We start from the raw sequence: 24021 nt of genomic DNA on the forward strand, positions 1-24021 counted from the left end.
CCGGCGTTCCCCCTGCTCAGGCCAGGTGCAGCGTCGTCAGGCAGGTGGGGTCGTCGGCCTTGGCGGTGGAGATCTGCTGGCTGGCCGACTTGCCGTCGTAGCTCACGGTCAGCGTGCCGGTGATGTTGCGCGGCAGCCAGACCCCGATGAAGCCGTTGTCGGCGGCGGTCAGGTCCTGGTCGATCACCGTGGCGCCCGCGGCGTCGGTGATGGTCACGTGCATCTGCTTGTTGCCCAACTCCGCCTTGCAGGTGGTGAGGCTGTGGTAGGTGCAGTCATGGGTCTTGTTCACATAGGGCGCGAACGACAGGTAGAACTGGTCGGCCGGCATCTTCACCGACGCCTTGTTGCCCGAGGTGTCCGACAACTGCAGCTCGTCGGCGCGCACCGAGGCCCGCAGGTCGGTGCGGCGCTGGCTCAGCGGGGTGGCCTCCAGCTTGTCCACCAACGTGCGCGCGTCGGCGCCCTTGAGCTCCTCGACGCCGGCCTTCGCCACGTCCACCGAACCGTTGGCGGCAGCGGAGCTGGTGTTCGACGCCGCACCGGCAGCGACGGTGCCCGAGGGGGTGCCTGACGACGGGCCGGCGGTGGCGGTGGAACATCCGGCAAGCACCACGAGGCTCAGGGCACTGGCGGCGAGGGTGGTGGCGAAGCGGCGCGACATGTGGCGGATCTCTCCTGTGTGGTCGGGTTCCCCAAGGGGGCTGTGTGCATAGCCTGCTCGCGCGCCGCCGCGCGGCTCAATGGTTGGGCCACGATCTTCATAGGAACTCCATGCAGCGGAGCTGCGTCTGGGTGACCTGCAGCGCAGCTGCGTCTGGGGGTGGCATGCAGCGCGGCTGCGTCTGGGGGTGGCATGCAGCGCGGCTGCGTCTGGGGGTGACCTGCAGCGCCGTCACGCCCAATCACCACCCGGCGCGCCCGGACGGCCTATTCCCGCCTGCGCCTTCAGCCAAAAAACTGGCCATCACGGGTGCATCCGTCGTAGACATGAGTCATGTCAACGACTGCATTCCAAGGAACCCCCGTCCACACCGTCGGCGAACTGCCGGCCGTCGGAAGCCAGGCGCCCGACTTCGAACTGGTGGGCAAGGACCTGTCCACCATCACCCTGAAGTCCCTGCGTGGACGCCGCGTCGTGCTGAACATCTTCCCGAGCCTCGACACGGGCGTGTGCGCCACCAGCGTGCGCACCTTCAACAAGCTGGCCGCCGGGCTCGACAACACCACCGTGCTGGCCGTGTCGAAGGACCTGCCCTTCGCCGCCGAGCGCTTCTGCGTCGCCGAGGGCATTGAGAACGTGGTGCCCGCCTCCGCGTTCCGCAAGCATTCCTTCAGCAACTACGGCGTGCTGATGACCGACGGCCCGCTGGCCGGACTGCTCGCGCGCAGCGTCGTGGTGATCGATGAGAACGGCACGGTGGTCTACAACCAGCTCGTCCCCGAGATCGGCAATGAGCCCGACTACGACGACGCGGTGGCCGCACTGAAGTAGGCACGCCTGCTGGTCCGACGCCGCGCGGCGGACCATGGCACCGACTTGCGGCGACATCCGGTCGCAGCGGCGTCCAGTAACACTGCCGCGGAATGACCAAGGGACTGCGTTCACCTGAACGCAGTCCCTGTTTGTTGTCCGGTCCCGCCTGCGCCGGGCCCGACCGCTCAGGCCTTGTCGCCGAGCACCTCGTCGACGGCCTGGCCCAGCACCTTGCCGATCGAGTCGTGGATCACCAGCTGGGCCCTGTTGTCGGCCGGCGTCGCCGACTTGTTGATGAGCACGAGCTTGTCGCCGCGGTAGTACTCCAACAGCCCGGCGGCCGGGTACACGTTCAGGGAGGTGCCGCCCACGATCAGCACGTCGGCGGCCATGATGGCGCGCGTGGCGCCGTCCATCACGTCGGGGTCCAGGCCCTCCTCGTAGAGCACCACGTCGGGCTTGATGATGCCATTGCACACGGTGCAGCGCGGGATGCCGGTGCTCTGCTCGATCACTTCCACGGGATAGCTGCGGTGGCAATCGACGCAGTGGTTGCGCAGCACCGAGCCGTGCAGCTCATAGACCCTCTTCGAGCCGGCCATCTGGTGGAGCCCGTCGATGTTCTGGGTGACCACGGCGGTGAGCCGGCCCGCCTTCTCAAGCCTGGCCAACGCATAGTGCGCCGCATTCGGCTTCGCCTCGGGATGCAACATGTTCTCGCGGTAGAAGGCATAGAAGTCTTCGGGGTGATCGGCCCAGCAGCTGTGCGAGAGCATGTATTCGGGCGGGAATTCGCCCCCGGCCTGCGTCTTGTAGAGGCCGGTGGCCGACCTGAAATCGGGAATCCCGCTCTCGGTGGACACGCCTGCGCCGCCGAAAAAGACCACGTGGTCTGCCGGGGCAAGTATTCTGCTCAACTGATCTGCACTCACAGCTCCACCCTAGGGCGAGCTGGCAGAATGCAAGCGTGTCGGTGCGGGGGAGTCCCCGCCGCGCCAACATTTCCGGCTCCCCACAGGCGCCGGGGAGCGAGTGGACGACTGGCCGACGCGCCGGCCGCCGGATGGTCGGGCCGCGCAGCGCGCGCTGGCGTCCGCACGACTCGCCGTCACAGGTACGGAAGGACCGGCAGATGAGCGAAGAGCCCCAGGGCGGGCATGTCGACGACCCCTCGTCGGCCTCCCGCGCACGCCGGGCTGCCCGCGCGGCCGACGATCCCGGTGACGGCGCCAACACCCCCAGGTATGCCGACTCGGCCGCCAAGCGCCGCAGGGGACGGCTGCGTCCCCGCTGGGGTCGCATCGCCGCCCTCGCCATGGCCCTGGTGCTGTTCGTCGTCGTGGCCGCCGCCGGCATCTACATCTGGCGCGCCAACGCCGGCATCAAGCGATCCGGCGCGATCGCCGACAAGACCTCGCAGAGCTCCGACCTCGACCTGCTGGTGATGGGGCTCGACTCGCGCGTCGACGTCAACGGCAATGCCCTGCCCTCCGACATCTACGACGCCCTGCATTCGGGCGACGCCTCCGACGGCGGCCTCAATTCCAATGTGCTCATGTACGTGCACGTGCCGGCCGACGGCTCGCAGGCCAGCGTCTTCGCGATCCCGCGCGACGACTATGTCGACTTCCCGGGCTGCCCCGATGGTGTCTGCAAGGGCAAGATCAAGGAGGCCTACGGCTACGCCGCCGACGCCAAGACCCAGGAGCTCGACAAGCAGGGCAAGACCGGTCAGGACGCCTACCAGCAGGCCCGCGATGCCGGACGTGCCGCCGAGGTGAGGACGGTGGAGCAGTTCCTCGGGGTGGAGATCGACCACTTCATCGAGGTGACGATGGTGGCCTTCTTCCAGATCGCCCAGGTGGTGCAGCCCATCACGGTGTGCGTCAACGAGAAGACCGTCGACACCTATTCGGGCGCTGACTTCAAGGCCGGCGAGCAGGACATCAACGCCGAGCAGGCGATGGCCTTCGTGCGCCAGCGCCGCGACACCGACAATCCCGACCTGGCGTTCACCGACCTCGACCGCTCCCGGCGCCAGCAGGCGTTCATCGCCTCGTTGCTGGTGAAGCTGAAGAAGACGAACCTGCTCACCAACCCCGGCCAGCTCGACAAGCTGGTGCAGGTGGCCCAGCAGAACACGGTGCTCGACAAGAACCTCAAGATCTCCCAGCTCACCTCGCTGGCCACGTCGCTGGAGGGTTCCAAGCTGAACTTCTACACCCTGCCGGTGGAGAGCTTCGGCACCGCCGACGACGGCGCCGCGATCAATGTGGTCGACAAGGCCAAGATCCAGGGCATCGTGCGCTCGATCCTGCACCCGGGGCAGAGCGCGAGCCCCTCGGCCAGCGCGAGCGCCAGCGGCTCGGCGAGCTACAGCCCCACCTACGGGATGGGTGCCACCGTGTCGGTGATGAACGAGTCGGGCGTCACCGGGGCCGCTGCCTCGCTGGTGGGCCAGCTCACCGGTTTCGGGTTCACGGCCGGCCAGGCGACCAATGGGGCCGACATCCTGCAGGAGTCCAGCGTCAGCTACGGCTCCGCGGTGGCGGGCCAGGCCAAGCAGTTGGCCCAGCAGTTGGGCGGGTTGTCCGCCAATGCCGATTCGACGCTCGGGGCCAATGCGGTGGTGGTGCACATGGGCACCGGCTTCACCGGGTGGCCCTCGGCTTCGCCCAGTGCGGCGTCCAGCGCCGCGAGCACCGGGGGCTCGTCGGTGTCGCCGTCGGCCAGCAGCACCGCCATTCCCAGCGCCGTGGACGCCAATAGCGGCGGCCAGAGCGGCCCGGAGCCCAGCCAGCTGACCCAGATCAGCGGCGGCGGTATCCCCTGCGTGAAGTAACCCCGGGGACGATTCATCCCATCAGTTGAGACTTCACCGTCCGCATCGTGAGCGGGTAACGGGGTTGCCCGCGTGGGGCCGCATTTTGCACCTTCCCGCACTTGCACCCGGTGCAGGATTGGTCTGTACTAGGTAGAGCCGCACATGAGGCAGCCCGCGCGGTCCTGTTCGCAGGATCGCCGAATGGTCACCGGGAGGATGGGGGTGTTCTCCCAGTGATCAGGAGCCTCGAGCGGTTCGGCGCTCGTCCGGAGCAGGGGGTCTTCGGGCGGGCGCCTTCCACATTGCCTGCGATCTACATCGTGTGCATTCCACATTGCCTGCGTTCCATATGACGTGCGTTGTTGCGTGCGTTCCGGGTGGTGCGCCGTCCGCATCGCCGGATGCCACGGCCGTGGACGTGGACGAGCCCCCGCAGATCAGTCTTGTGGGCAGTGTCCCCACACAAGCCGAGCGCCCCGCGACGAACCACCCGGAGGCGGTGCGCTGCGGAGCGCTCGGTTGTTCATGCCGGTCGGCCCGTCATCAGATCGGGCCCGGGGGCTACGACCTGTGCTGTATGGGCCGGGTGACTGGTCCACACTGGCGGGTGGCCGGCGATGGTGACTGTGTGCGGCCCACGGGGGTGGGCCGGTTGTGAAGGGGTTGGCGACCTAGTCGGCGCCGGTCTCCATGGCTGCGTTGTCCAGCGGCGTGGCGTGCGACGTGCCGGCATGCTCGGGATGGTCTGCGATCTCGGAGGCCTTGCCGGGCTCCAGGGCACCGACCAGCTTGGCGGCCTCGCCGCCGGTGAGCTGGCCCTGGCTCGCATACTGCTCAAGGCGCGAGCGCGAATCCGAGATGTCGAGATTGCGCATGGTGAGCTGGCCGATCCGGTCGAGCGGACCGAAGGCGGCGTCCTGCACGCGCTCCATCGACAGGCGCTCGGGGTGGTAGCTGAACGCCGGGCCGTCGGTGTTGACGATCGTGTAGTCCTCGCCGCGACGCAGCCGCAGCGTCACCTCGCCGGTGACCACGCTGGCGACCCAGCGCTGGATGGACTCGCGGATCATGAGCGACTGCGGGTCGAGCCAGCGACCCTCGTACAGCAGCCGGCCCAGGCGCATGCCCTCGTTGCGGTAGTTGATGATCGTGTCCTCGTTGTGGATCGCGTTCACCAGGCGCTCGTAGGCGATGAACAACAGGGCCATGCCGGGGGCCTCGTAGATGCCGCGGCTCTTGGCCTCGATGATGCGGTTCTCGATCTGGTCGCTCATGCCCAGACCGTGGCGTCCGCCCACCTTGTTGGCCTCCAGCACCAGGTCGACGGCCGAATCGAACTTCTTGCCGTTGATGGTCACCGGACGGCCCTGCTCGAAGCCGATGGTCACGTCCTCGGTGTCGATCGTGACCGACGGATCCCAGAACTTCACGCCCATGATCGGCTCGACGGTCTCCAACGACACGTCAAGGTGCTCCAGGGTCTTGGCCTCGTGCGTGGCGCCCCAGATATTGGCGTCGGTGGAGTAGGCCTTCTCCTTGGAGTCGCGGTAGGGCAGGTTGCGCTTCTGCAGCCACACGCTCATCTCGTCGCGGCCACCAAGCTCGGAGACGAAGTCCTCGTCGAGCCAGGGCTTGTAGATGCGCAGTGACGGGTTGGCCATCAGGCCGTAGCGGTAGAACCGCTCGATGTCATTGCCCTTGTAGGTGGAGCCGTCGCCCCAGATGGAGACGTTGTCGTCGTTCATGGCCCGCACCAGCAGCGTGCCGGTGACGGCGCGGCCGATCGGGGTGGTGTTGAAATATGCGCGACCCGCGCTCTGCACGTGGAAGGCGCCGCAGGCCAGGGCCGACAGGCCCTCCTCGACCAGCGATTCTCTGCAGTCGACCAGGCGGCTGAGTTCAGCCCCGTACTGGCCGGCGCGCCCGGGCACCGACGCGATGTCGGGCTCGTCGTACTGGCCGATGTCGGCGGTGTAGGTGCAGGGGATGGCGCCCTTTTCGCGCATCCAGGCGACGGCGCAGCTCGTATCGAGGCCGCCGCTGAAGGCGATGCCGACCCGCTGGCCGACCGGAAGAGATGTCAGAACCTTACTCACAACATCCAGCATAACCCGAAACTTATGCGATGTCGATCCATCGGCTGAGCGTGAATCAGCCGACACTTATGCTTTTGAAGGAATATCTATGCCATCAGGCTGTCGTGACCGGGGATGGGTCGGCGTCCCACGTGGCGACGCCAACCCTCCCCGGCAGCACGAGCATGTGCGGCTCAGACCACCAGGATGATCTTGCCGGTGTTGTCGCCCGATTCGAGCAGCTCATGGGCCTTGGAGGCATGTGCCATCGGCACCTGCGTCTGGTTGCCGGGCTTGATCGCGCCCGACGAGAGGAGCGGCCAGATGGCCTCCTCCACGCGACGGCAGATGGCCGCCTTGCTGGCCAGCGAGCGGAACCGCAGGCTGGTGGCCGTCACGGTGCCGCGCTTGTTCAGCAGCACGGCGATGTTCAGGGTGCCCTTGGTGCCCTTCTGCATGCCGATGATCACCAGGCGTCCGTCGTCGGCCAGGCAACGCACATTCGCCTCGAGGTACTTGGCGCCCACGATGTCGAGGATCACGTCGACGCCGCGATCCTGCGTGGCCATCATCACCTGGGGCTCCCAGTCGTCGTGGTAGTCGAAGCCCTCGTCAGCGCCCAGCTTGCGGCAATAGGCAAGCTTCTTGGCCGACCCGGCGGTGACGATCACGTGCGCACCCAGGGCCTTCGCGTACTGGATGGCCAGCGTGCCGATGCCGCCCGCGCCACCGTGGATGAGCACGGTCTCGCCGGCCGACAGGTGCACCCGGTCGAAGTTGGACACCACCGTGGCGGCCACCTCCACCAGTCCCGCCGCGGCCAACGGGTCGATGCCGGCGGGCAGCTTCAGCAGCTGGCCCGCGGGCACCACGAAGAACTCGGCATAGGCGCCGCCGCTGACCAGCGCCAGCACCTGCTCGCCCACCTGGTGCCCCTCGACACCGTCGCCAAGCTTCTCGATGACACCGAGGGCCTCCATGCCCATGATGTCGGTGATGCCGGCCGGCGGGGGATAGTGCCCCTGGCGCTGCAGCACATCGCCGCGGTTCACGCCCGCAGCCTGCGTGCGCACCAGCACCTCGCCCGGTCCGGGATCGGGGATGGGCACCTCGGCCCAGCTCATGACATCGACGCCGCCCGGTTCGTCCACTGTGATCGCGTGCATGTCCCCAGACTGCCAGACCCGCGCGTCCGCTACCATGAAAATGCGTCCACCGGACGCGTGGCGAGGTCGCATAGTGGACGAGTGCAGCCGCCTTGAAAGCGGCCGAGCGAAAGCTCCGTGGGTTCGAATCCCACCCTCGCCGCCACCGATGATGTCGCGGGCGGGAGTTCGCGTGATCGTCGAGCCTGGAGGGTCGTCCCTGCGAGGTGGCCCTGACGGCAGCAGGCCAACGCGTGATGAGGGAGAGATATGAGCAGCTACATCCTGCGCCCCCGCATACCGCGTCGTGCGTTCGTGCTGGGCAGTGCGGCCACCGTGGTGGGCCTGGTGCTGGTGGTGATCGGGCTGGTGCAGAACTGGGCGATCCTGGCAATCATCGTGTTGGCGGCGCTGCTTGCCGTCGGCCTGCTGACGCTGCTGATGGTGGCCTACTCGATGGTCAACCACCGCATCCACATCGACCTCGACGCGAAGGGCTACCGCGTGCACGGTCCCGGCATGGACCGACGCGGCACCTGGGCCAAGGTCACCCGGGTGGCCGTGACGCCCGATGGTTCACGGCTGATGATTGCCTCCGGACCGGTGAAGCGCACCTACATCAGCTGCCCCAAGGGCGGGGACGATCCGGCCATGCAGGCGCTGATCAAGGAGATCTCGGCGCACCTGCCCGAGCACTCGCGGCGCTAGCGGGCTGGTTGGCGGCGCGCGGCGGTGCCGGTTCTCCGGGGGCTGGGTGGTCATGGCGGCGCGGTACGTCGAACCATGAACGCGAGGCCTTGTCGGGTCCCATCCACTGAATCCGGATCCACTGGTTCGGGCCACGACCCTTGTCACTCAGTGGGCAGTTGTGCGGGAATGACGCCGCACAGGTGACCACTCAGGGAGGGTTTCCGGCTGGGGCGGCGTCGGGCCACTCGATCGGGCATACCCACGTGAATACCCACGTGATAGGTGCGGATAAAGCACCGTCTACGGTGCTTTATCCGCACCTATCACCGCGTCCGGCATCAGGATCAGACCGGCTCGACCGCAGGTGGAATCAGACCGGCTCCACCGCAGGTGGAATCATCAGTTCGGGTGGTAGTCGCAGGCACCGCTCATGTTCTCTGCGGTGCCGGACGGGGTTGCTGCCGCACCGGCCGCGCTGGCACTCGTCGACCCGCTGCCGGCCGCTGATGCGACGCTGCTCGCCGATCCCGCACTGCCCGTGGCCATCGGTGAGCTGGACGCCGATGCCGGCGCCGACGGCGTGGTGCCATTGTCGCTGGCGGTGATGGCACCGGAGATGCGGTTCCGGATCGCGTTGTAGTCGGGGTTGCCCGGATTGATGTCACCGACCTGCGGGGCGGTGCCGATGGCCTGCGAGAACACCACGCGGCTCACCTGGGCGTCCTTCACCTGCAGGGCCAGGTTGGTGGCGTCGTCGAGCAGGCTCTCGGGGATGTCGGTGCTCATCATGTTCTTGCCGGCGGCCGCGATCGCCTCATAGCGGGTGAGCATGGTCTGCGGATTGGCCTGCCGGATGATCGCATTCACCAGGCAGCTCTGCCGGCGCATGCGCCCGTAGTCGTAGTCGGGGTCGTTGCAGCGGCTGCGGGCGTACCACATGGCATCGGCGCCATCGAGCTTCTGGTCGGGCCCCACCGACAGGTTGCCGTCGACGCCACACTCCTCGTCGCCGTATCCGTCGACATGGCCACCCTTGGCGATCGGGAAGTTGATGTTGACCACCACGCCGCCCATGGCGTCGACCAGCGCCTGGATGCCGTCGATGTTGATCATCGCGTAGTAGTCGACGGTGAGCCCGGTGATGCCGCTGACGGCCAGCTTCGTGGCGTCGGCGCCGGGCTGATCGGTGTTCCTGAACAGCTCCGGATGCTCCAGCGGCACCTCATTCCACACCGCGTTGAGCATGTAGTTGTCCTCGGTGCCCGACGACCGGTCCCAGACGCGTCCATTGGGGTAGACCTTCGCCAGGTCGCTGCCGGCGGGGAAGGGCACGTTCTCGAGGTTGCGGGGCAGCTGGATGAACACCGTATTGCCGGTGTGGGTGTTGATCGACGCGAGCATCACCGTGTCGGTGCGCAGGCCGAGGTCCTCGTCGCGGTCCGCGCCCGAGTCGCCCCCCAGCAACAGGATGTTCACCCGGTCCTTGTTGGCCCAGTCGCCGAGCGGACGCGTCTGCGAGCGGGTCTTGGAGTTGCCGAAGACGTCGCTGACGACGATCGCCGATTCGAACGCGTAGGCGGCGCCCACCGAACTCACCGAGCCCACCAGGGCGGCCATCAGGAAGACGACGATGGCGCCCGCGATGCGTTGCCAGCGCTTCATGCGCCGCGGCCGGGTCACCAGGTAGGTGCCGGCGACGATGGCCATCCAGATGATCGTGACGGCCACCAACATGATGCCGATGGCGGTCAGGCCCACCGAGTTCATCACGGTGGCCATCAGCGCGGGCGGGTGCACCACGGCGGCCAGGATCACGCCGGAGCCGAAGACCACCGTCATCATGAACAGCAGCGTGCCGATCATCGTGAGGCGGGTGCCGATCAGGCCGGCGCCGGGGATCAGGGAGCCGAGTGTGGTGCGCAGCATCGTCCAGCCGAAGCCGTGCGAGCCGGTGTCGTCGCTGCGCTCGGTGAACGCGGCGAAGCGACTGCGCAGCGAGGCCGGTTCGGGTTCGGGCGGTGGCGGTGGCGGTTCGCGCAGCCCCACCTGCTCGACGTCGAACAGTTCGCCGTCGTGTGCGGCAGGTTCGGTGCCGGCTGCGGCGCGTCGGGCGCGCTCCCTGGCCGCGGCCCGGGCGGCGGCGTCGGCCCTGCCCGGTGCGGCGTTGGCATGCCGGTAGTCGGGGGCATGCAGGAAGGCGGTGTGCTCGCCGAGCGGCTCACCGCCCAGCGTGAGGTTGGCGCCCCGCTCGGAGCGGGGCGCGGTCGGTGTGCCGGGTGTGGGGGCGTGGGTCGTCGGGCTGGGGGGCGTCGGGTCATGGGGTGCTGGGCTGTGGGGTGCGGCACTGTGCGGCGTGGCTGCGGCCGGGGGCGTGGTCGCGGGCGTGCGCCGGGAGGCTACGTGCTTGTCGGGTGCGGACGCACGTGGGGTCGGGGCGTCGTGTTGGCGTCCCCGGGGTGTCGCGGCGGCTGGCGGTGCCGGACGCGTGGGTGCCTGCTCGGCCGGGGCGGGGGATGGCGTCGTCGCATCTGCGGCGGCGGTGCTGCGGGGGGCATCGGGGTGGGAGAGGTCGCTTTCGACCGGCTTGTGGATCGGCGCGGAGCGGCGTGCGTGGCGCGGACCCGTGCCCTCGCCGGTGGGATGGCCCGATCCGACCGGGGGCTGGTCTCCCGTGGACTCGGCGCGTCGACGCGACCAGGAGCGGCGCGGTGTGGCGCTCGCCGTGGGCTCCGGCGTCGACTCGCGGGTGCCCCACTTGCTGACGTGGGGTTCGTTCGTGCCCATGCCGCGCCGCGAGGAGCCGCCGGTGGGCGTGGGATCTGCCGGTGTGGAAGGGGCTGCCGGCGCTTCGGGGGCTGCCGGAGGGGTGGTCGGCGGGTCCTCGGGCTGCGGGCGGGCCCAGATGCGCCGCGGCGTGCCCGGGGTGCCGGACGCGGGGGGCGTGGCGGAGTGTGCATCGTCGGCGGCGCGCCGGACCCTGCGGGGTCGCTGAACGTCGTCGTCTGCCATGTCACCCATTCTTCAGTCGCGTTCTTCGGCCGCGTCGAACCCTCGTGGCCACCCGCGCGGGCAGTTTATGCCTGCGTCGGTGGGCCCCGGCGACGCCCTGGCTTGCCCGGACGCGCGGGCCCCATCTCGTCGGCCGGGGATGTACGCCAACCATCATGCCGTGCGAACATGTGTGAGGCACATTGCGACGTGAAGCTTGGCTCGAGCTTTGCTCTGGGCCCTGCCAGCCGATAGTCTTTCGTGTCGCTGGAGGTGTCGCCTAGTTGGTCTATGGCGCCCGCCTGCTAAGCGGGTTTGGGACACAAATCCCATCGCGGGTTCGAATCCCGCCACCTCCGCCAGCTTTTTGCGGTCCGTCATCCTCGGTGGCGGACCGCTTTTCGTTGCCCACGACGACGCCTGCCGTGGGCCCCGGTTGCCCGGTCGGTGGGCGACGCGGACTGCCGCGCAGCCGGTCGTCGCCGACAACTCGGCTTGGATCAGATGGCACCCATGTACTAGCATGGTGAGGCGCCGCAAGGCGATGCGCCCATGGCTTAACGGATAGAGCATCTGACTACGGATCAGAAGGTTGGGGGTTCGAATCCCTCTGGGCGCGCCACTCAAGAAGGCCCCGCGAAAGCGGGGCCTTCTTTTTGCGTTTGGGGCCTGTACGTCCGTGGGTTCGGGGCCGGGACCGCGTCCGGCCAGACGCCGCGGGCCGATCCTGATGCCCGACGCGGTGAGACGCGACGACAGGTACGGATGAAGCACCGTCCGTGGTGCTCAATCCGCACCTATCTCGTGGGCATGCCTGCCTGACCGTCCCGGCTGCGTGGTCCGGCGTCCGCCCGGCCTGACGTCCACTCGGGCTGACATCCACTTGGCCTGACCCCCTTGGGTGGGCACCTGTGCGACGTCATTGCCGCACAACTGCCCAGTGAGAGACCAGACAGCGGCAGAACCAGGGCGGAGCAGGACGCGTCGTCAGGCTGGGTCGGCCGCGCCGGAACCACCCACGCCGGTATCACCCGCGCCGGGACCCGCCACGGTGGGCGTCACGCTCCGGGAGTCGACCATGTCGGCACCGGTCAACCAGCCCGACAATGACCGGTGGCTGCGGGTGGGCACCACCATCACCACGGCGAGCACGATCACCAGCGTGGACAGCGCATTGAGCGCGCCCGACACCGGCTCACCGATGAACAGCTGGAGCACCCGCGTGGCCACCAGCGGGCCGACGACCACCAGCGAACGCGCCAGGCGTCGCCACAGCGGCCCATTGGCCAGGGTTCGACTGTCCAACAGCCCACTGCTCGCAGATCCACTGTCCAGCGACCCACCGCGGTACGTTCCACCGCCCATCTGCCCTCCGTCAGGCGCTGCGTCGTCCGGCCAACCGCCGCCGACCGTGCCACCCGACGAATCAGCGCCGACCGACCCGCCCGACCCGTCACCCGAGCCAGCCGCCGCAGGCCACCGCGGCGTCAGCCAGACCACCCGCTGGCCAAGGGACCCGCCCCGACCGGTCAGCGAGGGGATCACGAACACCATCAACAACGCCACCACATCACCCGCCGGTGAGATCCACTCGGGCTCGGCCTCCACCGGCCACCACGACAGCAGGCGTCCGGCCACCAGCACGGCGATGGAGCTGCTGGCGGCGATCAGGTAGAACAGGAAGCCATCCACCACCATGCCCACCCAGCGGCGCATCGAGGTGACCGGCCGGGCCACCAGCCGGGTGGACGTCAACGTGCGCGAGGCCGGCATCCAGAACAACAGCAGCGGCGCGATGAGCGCCCCGATCAGCGTGCCGGCGGTATTGGTGATCACATCGTCCACATCGGCCACGCGATAGGCGCACGGCAGCAGGCCGAAGAAGCCCGTGTACTGCGTGGTCTCAATGCACACCGACACGATGAGGCCGATGAGCGTGCTGGTGATCACGCCGCGCCGGAAATAGCGGTGCAGCAGCACGCCGAGTGGCACGAACAGCACCACGTTGAACACCACCTGCAACACCACGGCGCTGGTCAGCGCGGTCCGCAGGCCCATGCCGGCGGTCTGCGTGCGGATATCGGTGATGAACTCGAGGGGATGCAGGTTGTAGCCCACGTGCGTCGACGCGCAGAAGGCCTGCGGGTCCTCGGGGAACGGCACCAGCGTGTACACGGCCAGGCCGGTGAAATAGACGCACACTGCGGCCCACCCGATGATCCGCCGGAAGCTCAGCTGGCCGAACCGGTGGAATGACCACACCACATAGGGAAGGAACAGCACCAGGAAGGCGACGCCTCCCACCAGCACCGTGACGAAGGCGTTGTTCTGCCAGACTTCCATTGCTTCCTCTCGAACCAGCGTGTGCTCGCAGGGCCGCACCAGTATTCCAGCCGGGACGCCGGTCGCCGGCGTCGACTGGATAACGATCGGTCGGGTGCCCCACCCCCGCGGCGCGCTCATTAGGCTGAGGCCATGGCTGAACGCAGAGCGGTTCTCATCACCGGCGCAACCCGTGGCATCGGGCGTGCGATCGCCGACGAGCTGGCGGACGACTGGCATGTGCTGGTCGGCGGCCGGCATCCCGACCAGGTGAGGAAGGTGGTGCAGGCCCTGCCCAGCGCCGAGCCCTTCATCGCCGACCTCACCGACGCCGGCGCGATGCAGGCCGCAGTGGAACAGATCGGCCACCTCGACGCGGTGGTGCACTCGGCCGGCGCGGTGGTGATGGGCCCGGTGTCCGAACTGAGCCGCCAGGACTGGCGCGACCTCTACGAGATCAACGTGGTGGCGGTGGCCGACCTCACCGCCGAACTGCTGCCCAAGCTGCGCGAGGCGCACGGCCAGGTGGTTACCATCAACTCCGGCTCGGGATTCCACACCGGTCCCGGCCAGACCTGCTACGCCGCCACCAAGCACGCACTGGTTGCCTTCACCGACGGCCTGCGCGAGGAGGAACGCGGCGTCGTGCGCGTCACCTCGGTGCACCCGGGCCGCGTCGACACCGACATGCAGGTGGACATCCAGCGCCAGCTCGGTGCGCAGTACCAACCCGAGCGCTACCTGCAGCCCGCCGACGTCGCCCGTGCCGTGGAGCTGGCCCTGACGATGCGTCCGGGCGCCAATGTCGACACGGTGTCGGTCAGGCCGGCACTGTGACCGCCGTCTGGGCCCACCGCGGCGCCTCCGCGGCCGCCCCCGAGAACACCCTGCCCGCCTTCCAGGCGGCCGCCACCCTGGGTGCCGACGGGGTTGAGCTCGACGTGCAACGCACCCGTGACGGCCAGCTGGTGGTCTGCCACGACGAGACGATCGACCGCACGAGCAATGGCGTCGGCAACCTGGCTGATTACACCTTGTCGCAGCTCAAGGAGTTCGACTTCTCGGCGGGCCATCCGGAGTTCACCAATGTGGCCATCCCCACGCTGGCCGAGGTGTTCGACGTGCTCGGCCCCACCGGGCTGATGATCAACATCGAGCTGAAGAACTCGGTGGTGCCCTATGAGGGCATGGAGGCCCAGGTGCTCGCGCTGGTGCATGCCGCGGGGTGGGATGACAAGGTGTTCTACTCGTCGTTCAACCACCGCTCGATGCGCCGGCTTGCCGAGCGCGACTATCCGGTGGGCCTGCTCTACGACTCGGTGCTGTGGCGTGCCGCGAAATACGCCGCCGAGCTCGGCGCCAGTGCCCTGCATCCCTCGGGACGGGCGGTGCGGGTGAACCCGGGCGTCGTGCGCGCAGCCCACAAGCGCGGCCTGTCGGTGAACGTGTGGACGATCGACAAGCCCGCCCAGATCCAGGCGCTGCTCGACCTCGAGGTGGATGCGATCATCACCAATGTGCCCGACGTGGCCCTGGGCGTGCGCGACGCCTGACGCCCTTTCGTGGCCTGAATCGGCCTGACCGGACCGGCGCCCGGGGTGTTCACAGTTCAACCGAACGGGGCGTCCCCGCGCCCCCGCAGCTCAACGCTTGGCGAGCTCCGCGCGGCAGACCTCGATCAGCGGCTCGGCCAAGGGCTCCTCGCCGGTCATCAGGCGCACCTGGTCGATGGCCTGGTGCACCAGCAGGTCGACGCCGTCGACGCTCACCCGGCCGGCCTTGATGGCGGCCCGGCTGAGGTTGGTGGGGTAGTTCTGGTAGACGATGTCGAAGATCACCTGCGAGACGGCGGCCAGCTGGGCGGCCTCCTCGGGCGTGTACTGCACCGGGGCGGTGGAGATGAGCACATCGGCGCTGTCGGCACCCAGGGCGTCGAAGCCCGACCAGTCAACGATCTCCAGGTCGGTGCCGTACAGGGCGGCAACCCGGTCGAGGCTGGCGTGGGCGCGTCCGGCGTCGCGGGCGACCACCCGGATCACCCGGCAGCCGAGGCGCACCAGCGTCGAGATGGCGCTGCGGGCGGTGGCGCCGGCCCCCATGATCACCGCGGTGCCGGGCATGATCACGTCGTAGCTGGCCATCGCGTCGCGCAGGCCGGTCACGTCGGTGTTGAACAGCCGGTTGGGGTGTCCGAAGATCAGCGTGTTGGCGCTCTGCAGCTCCGACGATTGCTGGTCGGGACGCCCGAACTCGATGAGCGCCTCCTTCAGCGGGGCGGTCACCGACAGGCCGGCCCAGCTGTTGTCGCGGCTGGCGATGAACTCGCCCAGGGTGTCGGGAGTCACCTCGATGGCGTCGTACTCCCAGTCGTGCAGGCCGAGCTGCTGGTAGGCCGCACGGTGCAACACCGGCGACAACGAATGCGCGATCGGGCTGCCAATGACAGCTGCGTGATGGGTCATCCGAACTCCTTGGGGTGGGCCTGTCGACGTGTTTCAGCCTACCGGCCGGCCATGGACGCGAAGCGCGGCGTGGTTAGGTTGGGAACATGTCCACCCAGCTGTGTTATGTCAGTGGCAGGCGCGACGGCCTCATCACCACGGTGCGCTTCGACGACAAGGCCGAGACCGCCGAGGTCGTGTCGCGGCTCAACCTCGGGCCCAAGCCGATGCCCCTGGAACTCAACCGCGAACGCCGGCTGTTGCGGGTGGCCACGGGCGCCGATCCCCTGCGCGTCAGCACGCTCAAGTTGCTGCCCGACGGCAGTTGCCAGGTGCTCAGCGAGGTCAACTGCCCCCTGTCGGCCACCTACCTGAGCTTCACGCCCGACGACCGGATGGCCTTCGTGGTGAGCTACCACGCCAGCCGCCTGGCCTGGGCGCCGGTGTGGGACAACCACCTGATCGACGATTCGGCCTGGCATGTGGAGCAGGTGGGCGAGCAACCACACTGCGTCGAACCCTCGCCCGACGGACGCCACGTCTATGTGGTGGAACTGGGTGCCAACCGGGTGCAGGGCTTCCGCGTGTCCGACGGCGAACTGGTGGCCGACGAGCAGATCGGCGTGCAGTTCGAGCACGGCACCGGCCCGCGCCACCTGGTGTTCGACGCGTCGGGGGAGCACGGCTACCTCATCGAGGAACTGGGCGGCCACATCGTGCACCTCACCCGCGACCCCGACAGCGGCCGGCTGACGGTGGCCGAGCGCGTGCCCTATTCGGACCGCGCCGATGACCTGCGTCCCGGCGTGCACGTGCCCAGCGGCAGCACCCCCAGCCTCGACGACCAGACCTTGCGCCACTGGGGCGCCGAGTTGGCCCTCGACCCGCAACGCCACTGGATCGTGGCCAGCGAGCGGCGCGCGTCCACGCTCAACCTGCAGGCCCTCGACGACGACGGCAGCTTCGGGGCCCGGCTCGACCACGTGCCCACCGAGAAGCAGCCGCGCGGCATGGGCCTGATCGGTGACCATCACGTGATTGCCGGCGCCGAGCTGGGCGACACCGCAACGATCTACCGGGTGGACGACCAGCTGGAGCCCGTGGCCGAGGTGGAGGGCCTGGGCGGGCCGGTCTGGTTCGCCAGCATCGGGAGCTGACGGCGGTTCACGCGGCCCCAGACTTGAGTCTGGTCGTATCAAGTGGCAAGACTGGTAACAGGAGACGCCACTGATCCGGTGGCCCGCCCCCAGGAAGGAAAACGATGATCATTCCCACCACACCCACCCCCACCGTCGAACTGTCAGGCGGCACCAGGATGCCGATGCTCGGCATGGGCACCTGGCCGCTGAAGGGCGAGGAGTGCCGCGCCGCCGTGGCCAGCGCCATCGAGCAGGGCTACCGGCTGGTCGACACCGCTGAGGCCTACGGCAACGAGGAGGCCGTCGGCAAGGCGGTGCGTGAGGCCGGCCCCGATCGCGCCGAGATCTTCGTCACCACCAAGTTCTCCAAGCAGTGGCACAGCAGGAAGGGCGTGCATGAGGCCCTGGAGCATTCCCTGGAGCGCCTCGGGCTCGATTACGTCGACCTGTTCCTGATGCACTGGCCGATGCCCGGCGAGGGCAGCTACGTTGACGCCTACCGCGGCATGGTCGAGCTCAAGGAACAGGGCCTGGCCAAGGCGATCGGCGTCTCCAACTTCAAGGTGCACCACCTCGACGACCTGATCACCGAGGGCATGACCCCCGAGGTGAACCAGATCCAGCTCGACCCCTCGCGTCCGCGCCTGGAGGTGCGCGACTTCCTCGACAACCACGACATCGTCACCGAGGCATGGAGCCCGCTGGGACGTGGCGCCGACGGCGTGCTCAATGCGCCGGCCGTGCTGGACGCCGCCAAGAAGCACGGCATCACGCCGGCCGCTGCGGTGCTGGCCTGGGAACTCAACCAGGGGATCGTCACGATTCCGAAGTCGGCGAACCCCGAGCACCAGCGCACGAACCTCGAGGCAATCGGCGTCGAGCTGTCGGCCCAGGAGATGAAGGCCATCGACGCGTTGGCCGATCCGAACGCCAAGATCGACGATTCCGACAAGACCGGCAACTGAGCCGGTCGGCTGTATGTGTGGCGCCCGGCGCGGTCTTGACCGGGGTCCCTCGGGACGGCCTGCAGCAAGAGCAAGGACCCACGTCCGGTGGCGAGCGGGTGACAACCCGCCGTCGGACATGGGTCCTTGTTGCTGTGCCAACTGGTGGGTCGGCTACTCGGTGGCCAGTGCCGCCGAGGGAGAGATGCGGTTGGCCCGCGATGCGGGGATCAACGAGGCCAACCATCCGGCCGCCACCGCGATCACGCCGATGGCCGCCAGGCGCACCCACGGCAGTCCCGCCACGAACGGGGTGCTGGTGATGGAGCCAAGCATGACCTTCGCGCCGATCAGGCCATAGGCCACGCCGAGAGCCAGGCCGAGCGCCGCGGCAACCACGGCGATCATCACCGCCTCCCAGCTGATCATTGACCGCACCTGGCGGCGGGTCATGCCCAGCGCCCGCAACAGGCCGATTTCCTGAGTGCGCTCCAGCACCGACAACCCCAATGTGTTGGCCACACCGATCACGGCGATCGCCACGGCCACCGCCAACAGGCCCACGGCCACGGCCAGGACGATGTCGATCATCTGCCCGAACTGGGCACGTGCCTGGGCGCCGCTGTCGATGGACGAATGTCCCAGGTTGCCGATCGCCTTGCCCAGGTCGGTGGTCACGGTGTTCACGTTCGCGCCCGCCTTGTACTGCACCCAGGCACTGTCGGGGGCATCGGCGTCGATCTTGTTCAGCACGGTGGTGCTGACGATCAACGTCGGGGCGTAGTCGTCGGACACCTTGGCGGTGAGCTGCACCGTGGTGCCGGCGGTGCCCTTGATGGTCACCGTCTCGCCATCGTGGAGGCTCGTGTCGGAGGTGCGGACGGTGTTGTCGTCCAGGTTCTCGTAGCGCTGGGGGAAGTGCGTCAGGTGCGCGGCGGCGTTGTCAACGCCATCCACCTTGCGCTCGGTGTTCGTGGTGCCATAGCTCACATCGGCGGTGGTGCTGGGCACCAGGGCGGCGTCCTGCACGCCATCGGTGGCCTTGATCCTGGTCAGGGTCTGCTCGTCGACGCTCTTGACGGCTGACACCACCGCATCCTGCGGGTAGGTGGCCGACAGATAACGGTCGAGGCTGGCCTGCGACGCGGAGGCACCGACGGTCAGCAGCGTGATGAGCGTCACGCCCACCAACAGCGCATTGGCGGTGGCCGCGGCGCGTCCGGGATTGCGGCGGGTGTTGCCCACCGCGAGGTCACCCGACACGCTCGACTTGGCCAGCGGCGTGCCAATGAGCCGGGCCAGTGCGGGGATCAGGCCGCGACCCACCAGCAATACGCCGATGAAGCTGAGCAGGCCGCCGCCGATGGCGATCACCAGTCCGCTCATGCCCGAGTTGGGCTTGGCGCGCACCATGCCCATGGCCAACATCGCGGCACCACCGGCCACCAGCAGCACGCCGATGATGGCGCGCACGATGCCCAGGCGCTTGGCCTTGCCGACGGCCAGTTCGGGACGCATGGCGGCCAGGGGAGCCACCCGCGTGGCCTTGCGCGCCGGCGAGATCGACGCGGCCAGGGTGATGAGCACGCCCACCACGAGCGGCACGATCACCGCTGCGGGTGAAATGGAGAACGCCAGCGGGATCTGCGCACCCTTCGAGGCCAGCGGGATCAGCGCGGCGGCCAGGCCGAAGCCGGCCAGGATGCCTGCCACGGAACCGACCAGGCCCAGGAGCGCGGCTTCACCGAAGACCATGCCGAACACCTGGTTGCGGGTTGCTCCCACGCAGCGCAGCAGGGCCAGCTGGCGCACGCGTTGGGCCACCAGGATCGAGAAGGTGTTGGCGATCACGATGATGCCCACGAACAGGGCGATCGCGGCGAAGCCGAGCAGCACGTACTGGATGGAGTTGGTGCTGCCGGTCATCTGCTTCATGGCCGCCTTCACCTCGTCCTGCCCGGTGCGCACGGTCAGCTGGGCGTCCGAGACGCCCTGGGCCGACTGCACCGCATCGCGCAGCGCGGTGTCGTCGCCGTTGCCGTAGAGCAGCACCAGGTTGTAGCCATTGGTGGACGCCATGGCCATGGCCTGCTCGGTGGGGGCGAAGACCCAGCTGGCGAGCGGCTGGGTGACCGCGTCGTTGCCGGCGTTGATGATGCCGACGACGGTCTCGTCGAAGGTCTGGTTGTCGAAGGTCTCCAGCGTCACCTTGTCGCCCAGCTTGAGGTGATAGGCGTCGGCGGCTGACTTGCTGATGCTCACCTGGCCATCACCCTTGGCGAGCGTGCCCTCGAACAGCGTGGTCTCGGAGCTCAGGTCGGGCTGCGAGCTGATCAGCGCCCGGTTGTCCTGGCCGTCGACCTGCAGGGTGGCGCTGCCCTGCACGATCTTCTTCGCACGGGTGATGCCCGGCACCTTGCTGACGGTATCGGCCTGCTGCGGGGTCACCGGGGTGTAGGTGTTTTCCGAGGGGCTGACGGCAACCTTCGCGTCGCCCACCATGCCGGCGACCAGCTTGGTCATGCCGGCGTTCAACGAGGCGCTGAACACGAAGGTGGCGGCCACGAAGGCCACCCCCAACAGGATCGCGATGCCTGCGCTGATGAGTTGTCGTGGCTGGCGCAGCATCAGGCGTCACCGGCCTGGCGCTTGAGTCCGGTGCCGTTGGCGTCGTCGGGGCGCTGCGGGGTGGCCGCCGGCGCCTGCGGGGCAGGCATCTGGGGCGGTGGCATCTGGGGATTGGGCATCTGCGGGGTCGGCATCTGCGGGGGAGTCGACGGCGCCGGCGCATAGTTCGTGGCACCCGCGACGGCGCCGGCGGTGAAGCCGGTGGTCGGCACGGGGGTCTGCCCGGCCACCGGGTGGTTCACCGGCTCGTCGGAGACGATGCGTCCGTCGGCCAGGCGCAGCACGCGGTCGGAGAAGCCGGCGGCGTGCGCGTCGTGGGTAACCATCACGATGGTCTGGCCCAACTCATGGACGCTGCGCGACAGGAAGTCCAGCAGCTCATTGCTGGCGGCGGAATCGAGGGCGCCGGTGGGCTCATCGGCGAAGATCACCTCGGGACGCGTGATGAGTGCGCGTGCGACGGCGACGCGCTGCTGCTGGCCGCCCGACAGCTCGGCGGGACGATGGCTGAGCCGGTCCTGCAGGCCGAGCACCTTCACGATCGTGTCGAGCCATTGCCTGTCGGGCTTGCTGTGGGCCAGCTTGAGCGGCAGCAGGATGTTCTGCTCGGCGGTCATCGTGGGCAGCAGGTTGAACGCCTGGAACACGAATCCGACGCGTTCGCGCCGCAACAGCGTGAGGTTGGTGTCGCTCAGCGAGGTGGCGTCCACCTGGCCGATGAACACCTGTCCACTGGTGGGGGTGTCGAGGCCGGCAGCACAGTGCATCAGCGTCGACTTGCCCGAACCGGAGGGGCCCATGATGGCGGTGAACTGGCCGCGGATGAACTCGACGCTCACATCGTCCAGGGCGGTCACCTGTGTGTCACCCTGCCCGTAGATCTTCGTGAGGTGCACGGTGCGCACCGCGGCCGTTGTCGGCTGCGTCATGGTCGTCATGATTCTCCTTGTCAGGTCCGGGCCGGTTGGTCCGGGGAAGCTGGATCAGGTTCGAAGGGGCGGGCTGCGTGGCGTGCTGGCATCAGCACCGCCTGCGCACCGGACATCGGGCGCCGGCAGCACACTGCCCCGACCTTCGCATCAACTCTGACAGCGCGACCCCTCGGCGCACATCGGGCGCAGGTCGGGTTCTTGTCTCCTCCTCAGGGGGGAGGCTCTCAGGGAAGCGCCCCAAAAGTGGAGGTATCCACAGGGTCGCGGAAATTCGACGGGCGCCTTGTGGAAGGGTCGCGTCGTCAGACGAGTTGTGTGGACGAGTCGTGTACCGGCGGGATCGGGTCCGCTCGAACGCGCTCAGCCGCGCGGGTGCACCAGGCCGGCGTCGTAGGCGAAGACCACCATGTGCACCCGGTCGCGCAGCTCCAGCTTGGCCAGGATGTGGCCGATATGGGTCTTCACGGTGGCGCCGCCCAGGAACAGCGTCTCGGCGATCTCGGTGTTGTTGAGCCCCTGGCCCACCAGCGTGAGCACCTCGCGCTCGCGGTCGGTCAGCGCCTCCAGCCGCTTCTTGGTGTCGCCCCCCGACTGGGCAGTGGGCAGCGTGGGCACGAAGCGCTCAAGCAGGCGTCGGGTGGCGCTGGGTGCCACCACGGAGTCGCCCGAGGCCACGGCCCGGATGGCGGCCAGCAGCTCGGTGGGTCCGGCGTCCTTCAGCAGGAAGCCCGAGGCGCCGGCCTGCAGCGCCGAATAGACATATTCGTCGAGGTCGAAGGTGGTGAGGATCAGCACGCGGGTGTCGCTGCCGGCCACGATCTCGCTGGTGGCGGCCACCCCGTCGAGCACGGGCATCCGGATGTCCATCAGGGCGACGTCGGGGGCCTGTCCGGGTGCGGCCCGCAGCACCGCATCGACGGCGTCGCGGCCATTGGGGGCCTCGGCGACCACGGTCATATCGGGTTGGGAGTCGAGCACCATGCGGAATCCCACCCGCACCATCTCCTGGTCGTCGGCCAGCAGCAGCCGGATCGGCTCATCGGGCATTGTCTTCTCCCCTGCGACCATTGTCGTTCCCCCTGCGATGCGTGTCCGGGCGTGGACCTGCCGCCTGGGCGGCGGCGGATTGATCGCCCACCGGCAGCGTAGCGATCACCTCGAACCCGCCGTCGAGGCGATTGCGCGCCGTCAGCGTGCCGTGCGACGAGGCGACGCGTTCGCGCATGCCGATCAGGCCGTGCCCCAGGCCATCATTGTCCAGGGTGCCCTGGCCGTCATCGCGCACCCAGATGGTGAGTCCGGACGGGTCGTGGATGAGGCGCACCCAGGCCTGTGCGCCGGGTCCGGCGTGCTTGATCACATTGGTCAGTGACTCCTGCACGATGCGGTAGGCGGCCGCTTGCTGGGCGGGGCCGAGCGGGGCGTGCCATGCGGGGTCGCCGTCGATCGTGAGCTCGACGGGCAGCCCGGAGTTCGCCGTGGACGCCACCAGCTGGGGGATGTCGTCGAGTTGGGGTTGGGGCGCCATCTCGACGCTCTCGCCGTCGCGCAGCGCGCCCACCAGGGCGCGGGTGTCGCGTAACGCGGTGCGGGCCGTCTGTCCGATGGTGTCGAGAGCGCCGCGGGCCTGTTCCACCTGGGCGGCAGGGTCGCCGGGTTGGTCGAGCGCGTAGCGAATCCCGTCGGTCTGCACCACGATCACGCTGAGGGAGTGGGCCACCACGTCGTGCATCTCGCGTGAGATGCGGGAGCGCTCCTGCTCGGCGGCCAGCTCGGCAAAGCGGTCGCGTTCGCGTTCCAGGGCCTCGGCGCGGTCACGCAAGGATGCCACGGTGGCATGGCGTTCCCGGTTGAAGGCCCCCAGCAGCCAGCTGGCGAGCACCAAGGCCGACAGGCCGAGGAAGTTGAAGATGGCGACGGTCAGGAACTGTTCGAGGCCGTTGCCCTGATAGCTCCACCGCAGCCCGGCGGCCGCCGCGGCGAGGATTCCGACGCCCAGCCAGATGCGTCCGGCGCGCTGCGAGCCGTGCACCGCCACGGCATACATCATCATGATCACCGTGATGTTGCCCGGCATCGGTTGCGAGGTGACCACCAGCTGCACCACATGGGGGATCAGCAGCAGCCAACAGGCCAGCACGGGACGGGTGCGCCGCCAGATCATCGGGATGGCGAAAGAGAGGGCCCACACGATGGAGAGGACCTCCAACGTCGGCACGGGGCTGATGTGGACCCACCGGCTGTTGAGGTTGGCGGTGGCCACCAGGCTCGCAATGCCGATCAGGCCGGCCCATACCGAGTCGGCGAACATGGGATGGGCCCCGAACCAGTCGCTGACCTGTTTCACCCTGGGCACGACGACACCTTAGGCGGCAGGGGCAGCGGGGAGGTCATCACCCCATTGTGCGTGCGACGA

18 protein-coding genes and 3 tRNA genes are annotated in these 24021 nt (G+C 68.5%); 10 read left to right on the forward strand and 11 right to left on the reverse strand.

The features are described 5' to 3' along the window. Positions 1–16: 16 nt before the first annotated feature. Complete coding sequence (locus RM25_RS00740) at positions 17–664, reverse strand: CueP family metal-binding protein (protein ID WP_080774423.1); 648 nt, start codon at positions 662–664, stop codon at positions 17–19. 333 nt (positions 665–997) lie between these two features. Between RM25_RS00740 and tpx the strand changes: the two genes are divergently transcribed. Then, positions 998–1495, forward strand: coding sequence for a thiol peroxidase (gene tpx / locus RM25_RS00745; RefSeq protein ID WP_013160071.1), 498 nt, complete (start codon positions 998–1000; stop codon positions 1493–1495). Between the two features lie 167 nt (positions 1496–1662). Here tpx and RM25_RS00750 read toward each other — a convergent pair whose 3' ends face one another. Next, a complete protein-coding gene (locus RM25_RS00750; RefSeq protein WP_044635879.1) occupies positions 1663–2409 on the reverse strand; it encodes an NAD-dependent protein deacylase in 747 nt (248 codons plus the stop codon). A gap of 200 nt (positions 2410–2609) precedes the next feature. On the opposite strand from RM25_RS00750, the gene RM25_RS00755 reads away from it, so the two are divergent. Further along, positions 2610–4319 carry an LCP family protein gene (locus tag RM25_RS00755; protein WP_013160073.1) on the forward strand — a complete coding sequence of 570 codons (1710 nt, stop codon included), beginning with the start codon at positions 2610–2612 and terminating at the stop codon, positions 4317–4319. A 653-nt stretch (positions 4320–4972) separates the two neighbouring features. Here RM25_RS00755 and argG read toward each other — a convergent pair. Then, entirely contained in the window at positions 4973–6406 is a 1434-nt protein-coding gene (argG, locus tag RM25_RS00760; protein WP_216847331.1) for an argininosuccinate synthase, read from the reverse strand. 164 nt (positions 6407–6570) lie between these two features. Continuing rightward, positions 6571–7542 carry an NAD(P)H-quinone oxidoreductase gene (locus RM25_RS00765; RefSeq protein WP_013160075.1) on the reverse strand — a complete coding sequence of 324 codons (972 nt, stop codon included), beginning with the start codon at positions 7540–7542 and terminating at the stop codon, positions 6571–6573. Between the two features lie 59 nt (positions 7543–7601). Here RM25_RS00765 and RM25_RS00770 point away from each other — a divergent pair. Together RM25_RS00770 and RM25_RS00775 are read left to right on the forward strand one after the other, a co-directional pair. Further along, a tRNA-Ser gene (locus RM25_RS00770) sits at positions 7602–7687 on the forward strand. Between the two features lie 104 nt (positions 7688–7791). Continuing rightward, a complete protein-coding gene (locus tag RM25_RS00775) occupies positions 7792–8229 on the forward strand; it encodes a hypothetical protein (protein ID WP_036942942.1) in 438 nt (145 codons plus the stop codon). A gap of 381 nt (positions 8230–8610) precedes the next feature. On the opposite strand, the gene RM25_RS00780 is transcribed toward RM25_RS00775, so the two are convergent. Beyond that, positions 8611–11220, reverse strand: coding sequence for an LCP family glycopolymer transferase (locus RM25_RS00780; RefSeq protein ID WP_155641127.1), 2610 nt, complete (start codon positions 11218–11220; stop codon positions 8611–8613). Between the two features lie 248 nt (positions 11221–11468). Between RM25_RS00780 and RM25_RS00785 the strand changes: the two genes are divergently transcribed. Together RM25_RS00785 and RM25_RS00790 are read left to right on the forward strand one after the other, a co-directional pair. After that, a tRNA-Ser gene (locus tag RM25_RS00785) sits at positions 11469–11561 on the forward strand. 184 nt (positions 11562–11745) lie between these two features. Next, positions 11746–11821, forward strand: a tRNA-Arg gene (locus tag RM25_RS00790). 365 nt (positions 11822–12186) lie between these two features. Here the strand turns inward: RM25_RS00790 and RM25_RS11680 are convergent. Next, positions 12187–13542, reverse strand: a complete 1356-nt coding sequence (locus RM25_RS11680) for a VanZ family protein (protein ID WP_052809054.1) — start codon at positions 13540–13542, stop codon at positions 12187–12189. A gap of 132 nt (positions 13543–13674) precedes the next feature. Here RM25_RS11680 and RM25_RS00800 point away from each other — a divergent pair, with 132 nt between their 5' ends. Together RM25_RS00800 and RM25_RS00805 are read left to right on the forward strand one after the other, a co-directional pair. Then, entirely contained in the window at positions 13675–14358 is a 684-nt protein-coding gene (locus RM25_RS00800) for an SDR family oxidoreductase (protein WP_013160081.1), read from the forward strand. Beyond that, positions 14355–15074, forward strand: coding sequence for a glycerophosphodiester phosphodiesterase (locus tag RM25_RS00805; protein WP_013160082.1), 720 nt, complete (start codon positions 14355–14357; stop codon positions 15072–15074). The genes RM25_RS00800 and RM25_RS00805 overlap by 4 nt, the downstream gene beginning before the upstream one ends. Positions 15075–15164: 90 nt before the next feature. Here RM25_RS00805 and RM25_RS00810 read toward each other — a convergent pair whose 3' ends face one another. Continuing rightward, a complete protein-coding gene (locus tag RM25_RS00810; RefSeq protein WP_044635881.1) occupies positions 15165–15983 on the reverse strand; it encodes a shikimate dehydrogenase in 819 nt (272 codons plus the stop codon). A gap of 86 nt (positions 15984–16069) precedes the next feature. On the opposite strand from RM25_RS00810, the gene RM25_RS00815 reads away from it, so the two are divergent. Further along, positions 16070–17119, forward strand: coding sequence for a lactonase family protein (locus RM25_RS00815; protein WP_044635882.1), 1050 nt, complete (start codon positions 16070–16072; stop codon positions 17117–17119). A 104-nt stretch (positions 17120–17223) separates the two neighbouring features. Then, positions 17224–18066, forward strand: a complete 843-nt coding sequence (locus RM25_RS00820) for an aldo/keto reductase (RefSeq protein ID WP_013160085.1) — start codon at positions 17224–17226, stop codon at positions 18064–18066. Between the two features lie 153 nt (positions 18067–18219). Here RM25_RS00820 and RM25_RS00825 read toward each other — a convergent pair whose 3' ends face one another. The 4 genes from RM25_RS00825 to RM25_RS00840 form a co-directional block, all read right to left on the reverse strand. Beyond that, a complete protein-coding gene (locus tag RM25_RS00825) occupies positions 18220–20673 on the reverse strand; it encodes an ABC transporter permease (RefSeq protein WP_044635883.1) in 2454 nt (817 codons plus the stop codon). Beyond that, on the reverse strand, positions 20673–21611 hold the full coding sequence (locus RM25_RS00830) for an ABC transporter ATP-binding protein (RefSeq protein WP_048770099.1): 939 nt from the start codon (positions 21609–21611) through the stop codon (positions 20673–20675). Before RM25_RS00830 ends, RM25_RS00825 begins: the two co-directional genes overlap by 1 nt. Positions 21612–21965: 354 nt before the next feature. Continuing rightward, positions 21966–22652, reverse strand: coding sequence for a response regulator (locus tag RM25_RS00835; RefSeq protein ID WP_044635884.1), 687 nt, complete (start codon positions 22650–22652; stop codon positions 21966–21968). Next, complete coding sequence (locus RM25_RS00840) at positions 22642–23961, reverse strand: sensor histidine kinase (protein ID WP_052809055.1); 1320 nt, start codon at positions 23959–23961, stop codon at positions 22642–22644. The genes RM25_RS00835 and RM25_RS00840 overlap by 11 nt, the downstream gene beginning before the upstream one ends. Positions 23962–24021 lie beyond the last annotated feature (60 nt).

Source organism: Propionibacterium freudenreichii subsp. freudenreichii, from assembly GCF_000940845.1.
GTDB lineage: Bacteria > Actinomycetota > Actinomycetes > Propionibacteriales > Propionibacteriaceae > Propionibacterium > Propionibacterium freudenreichii.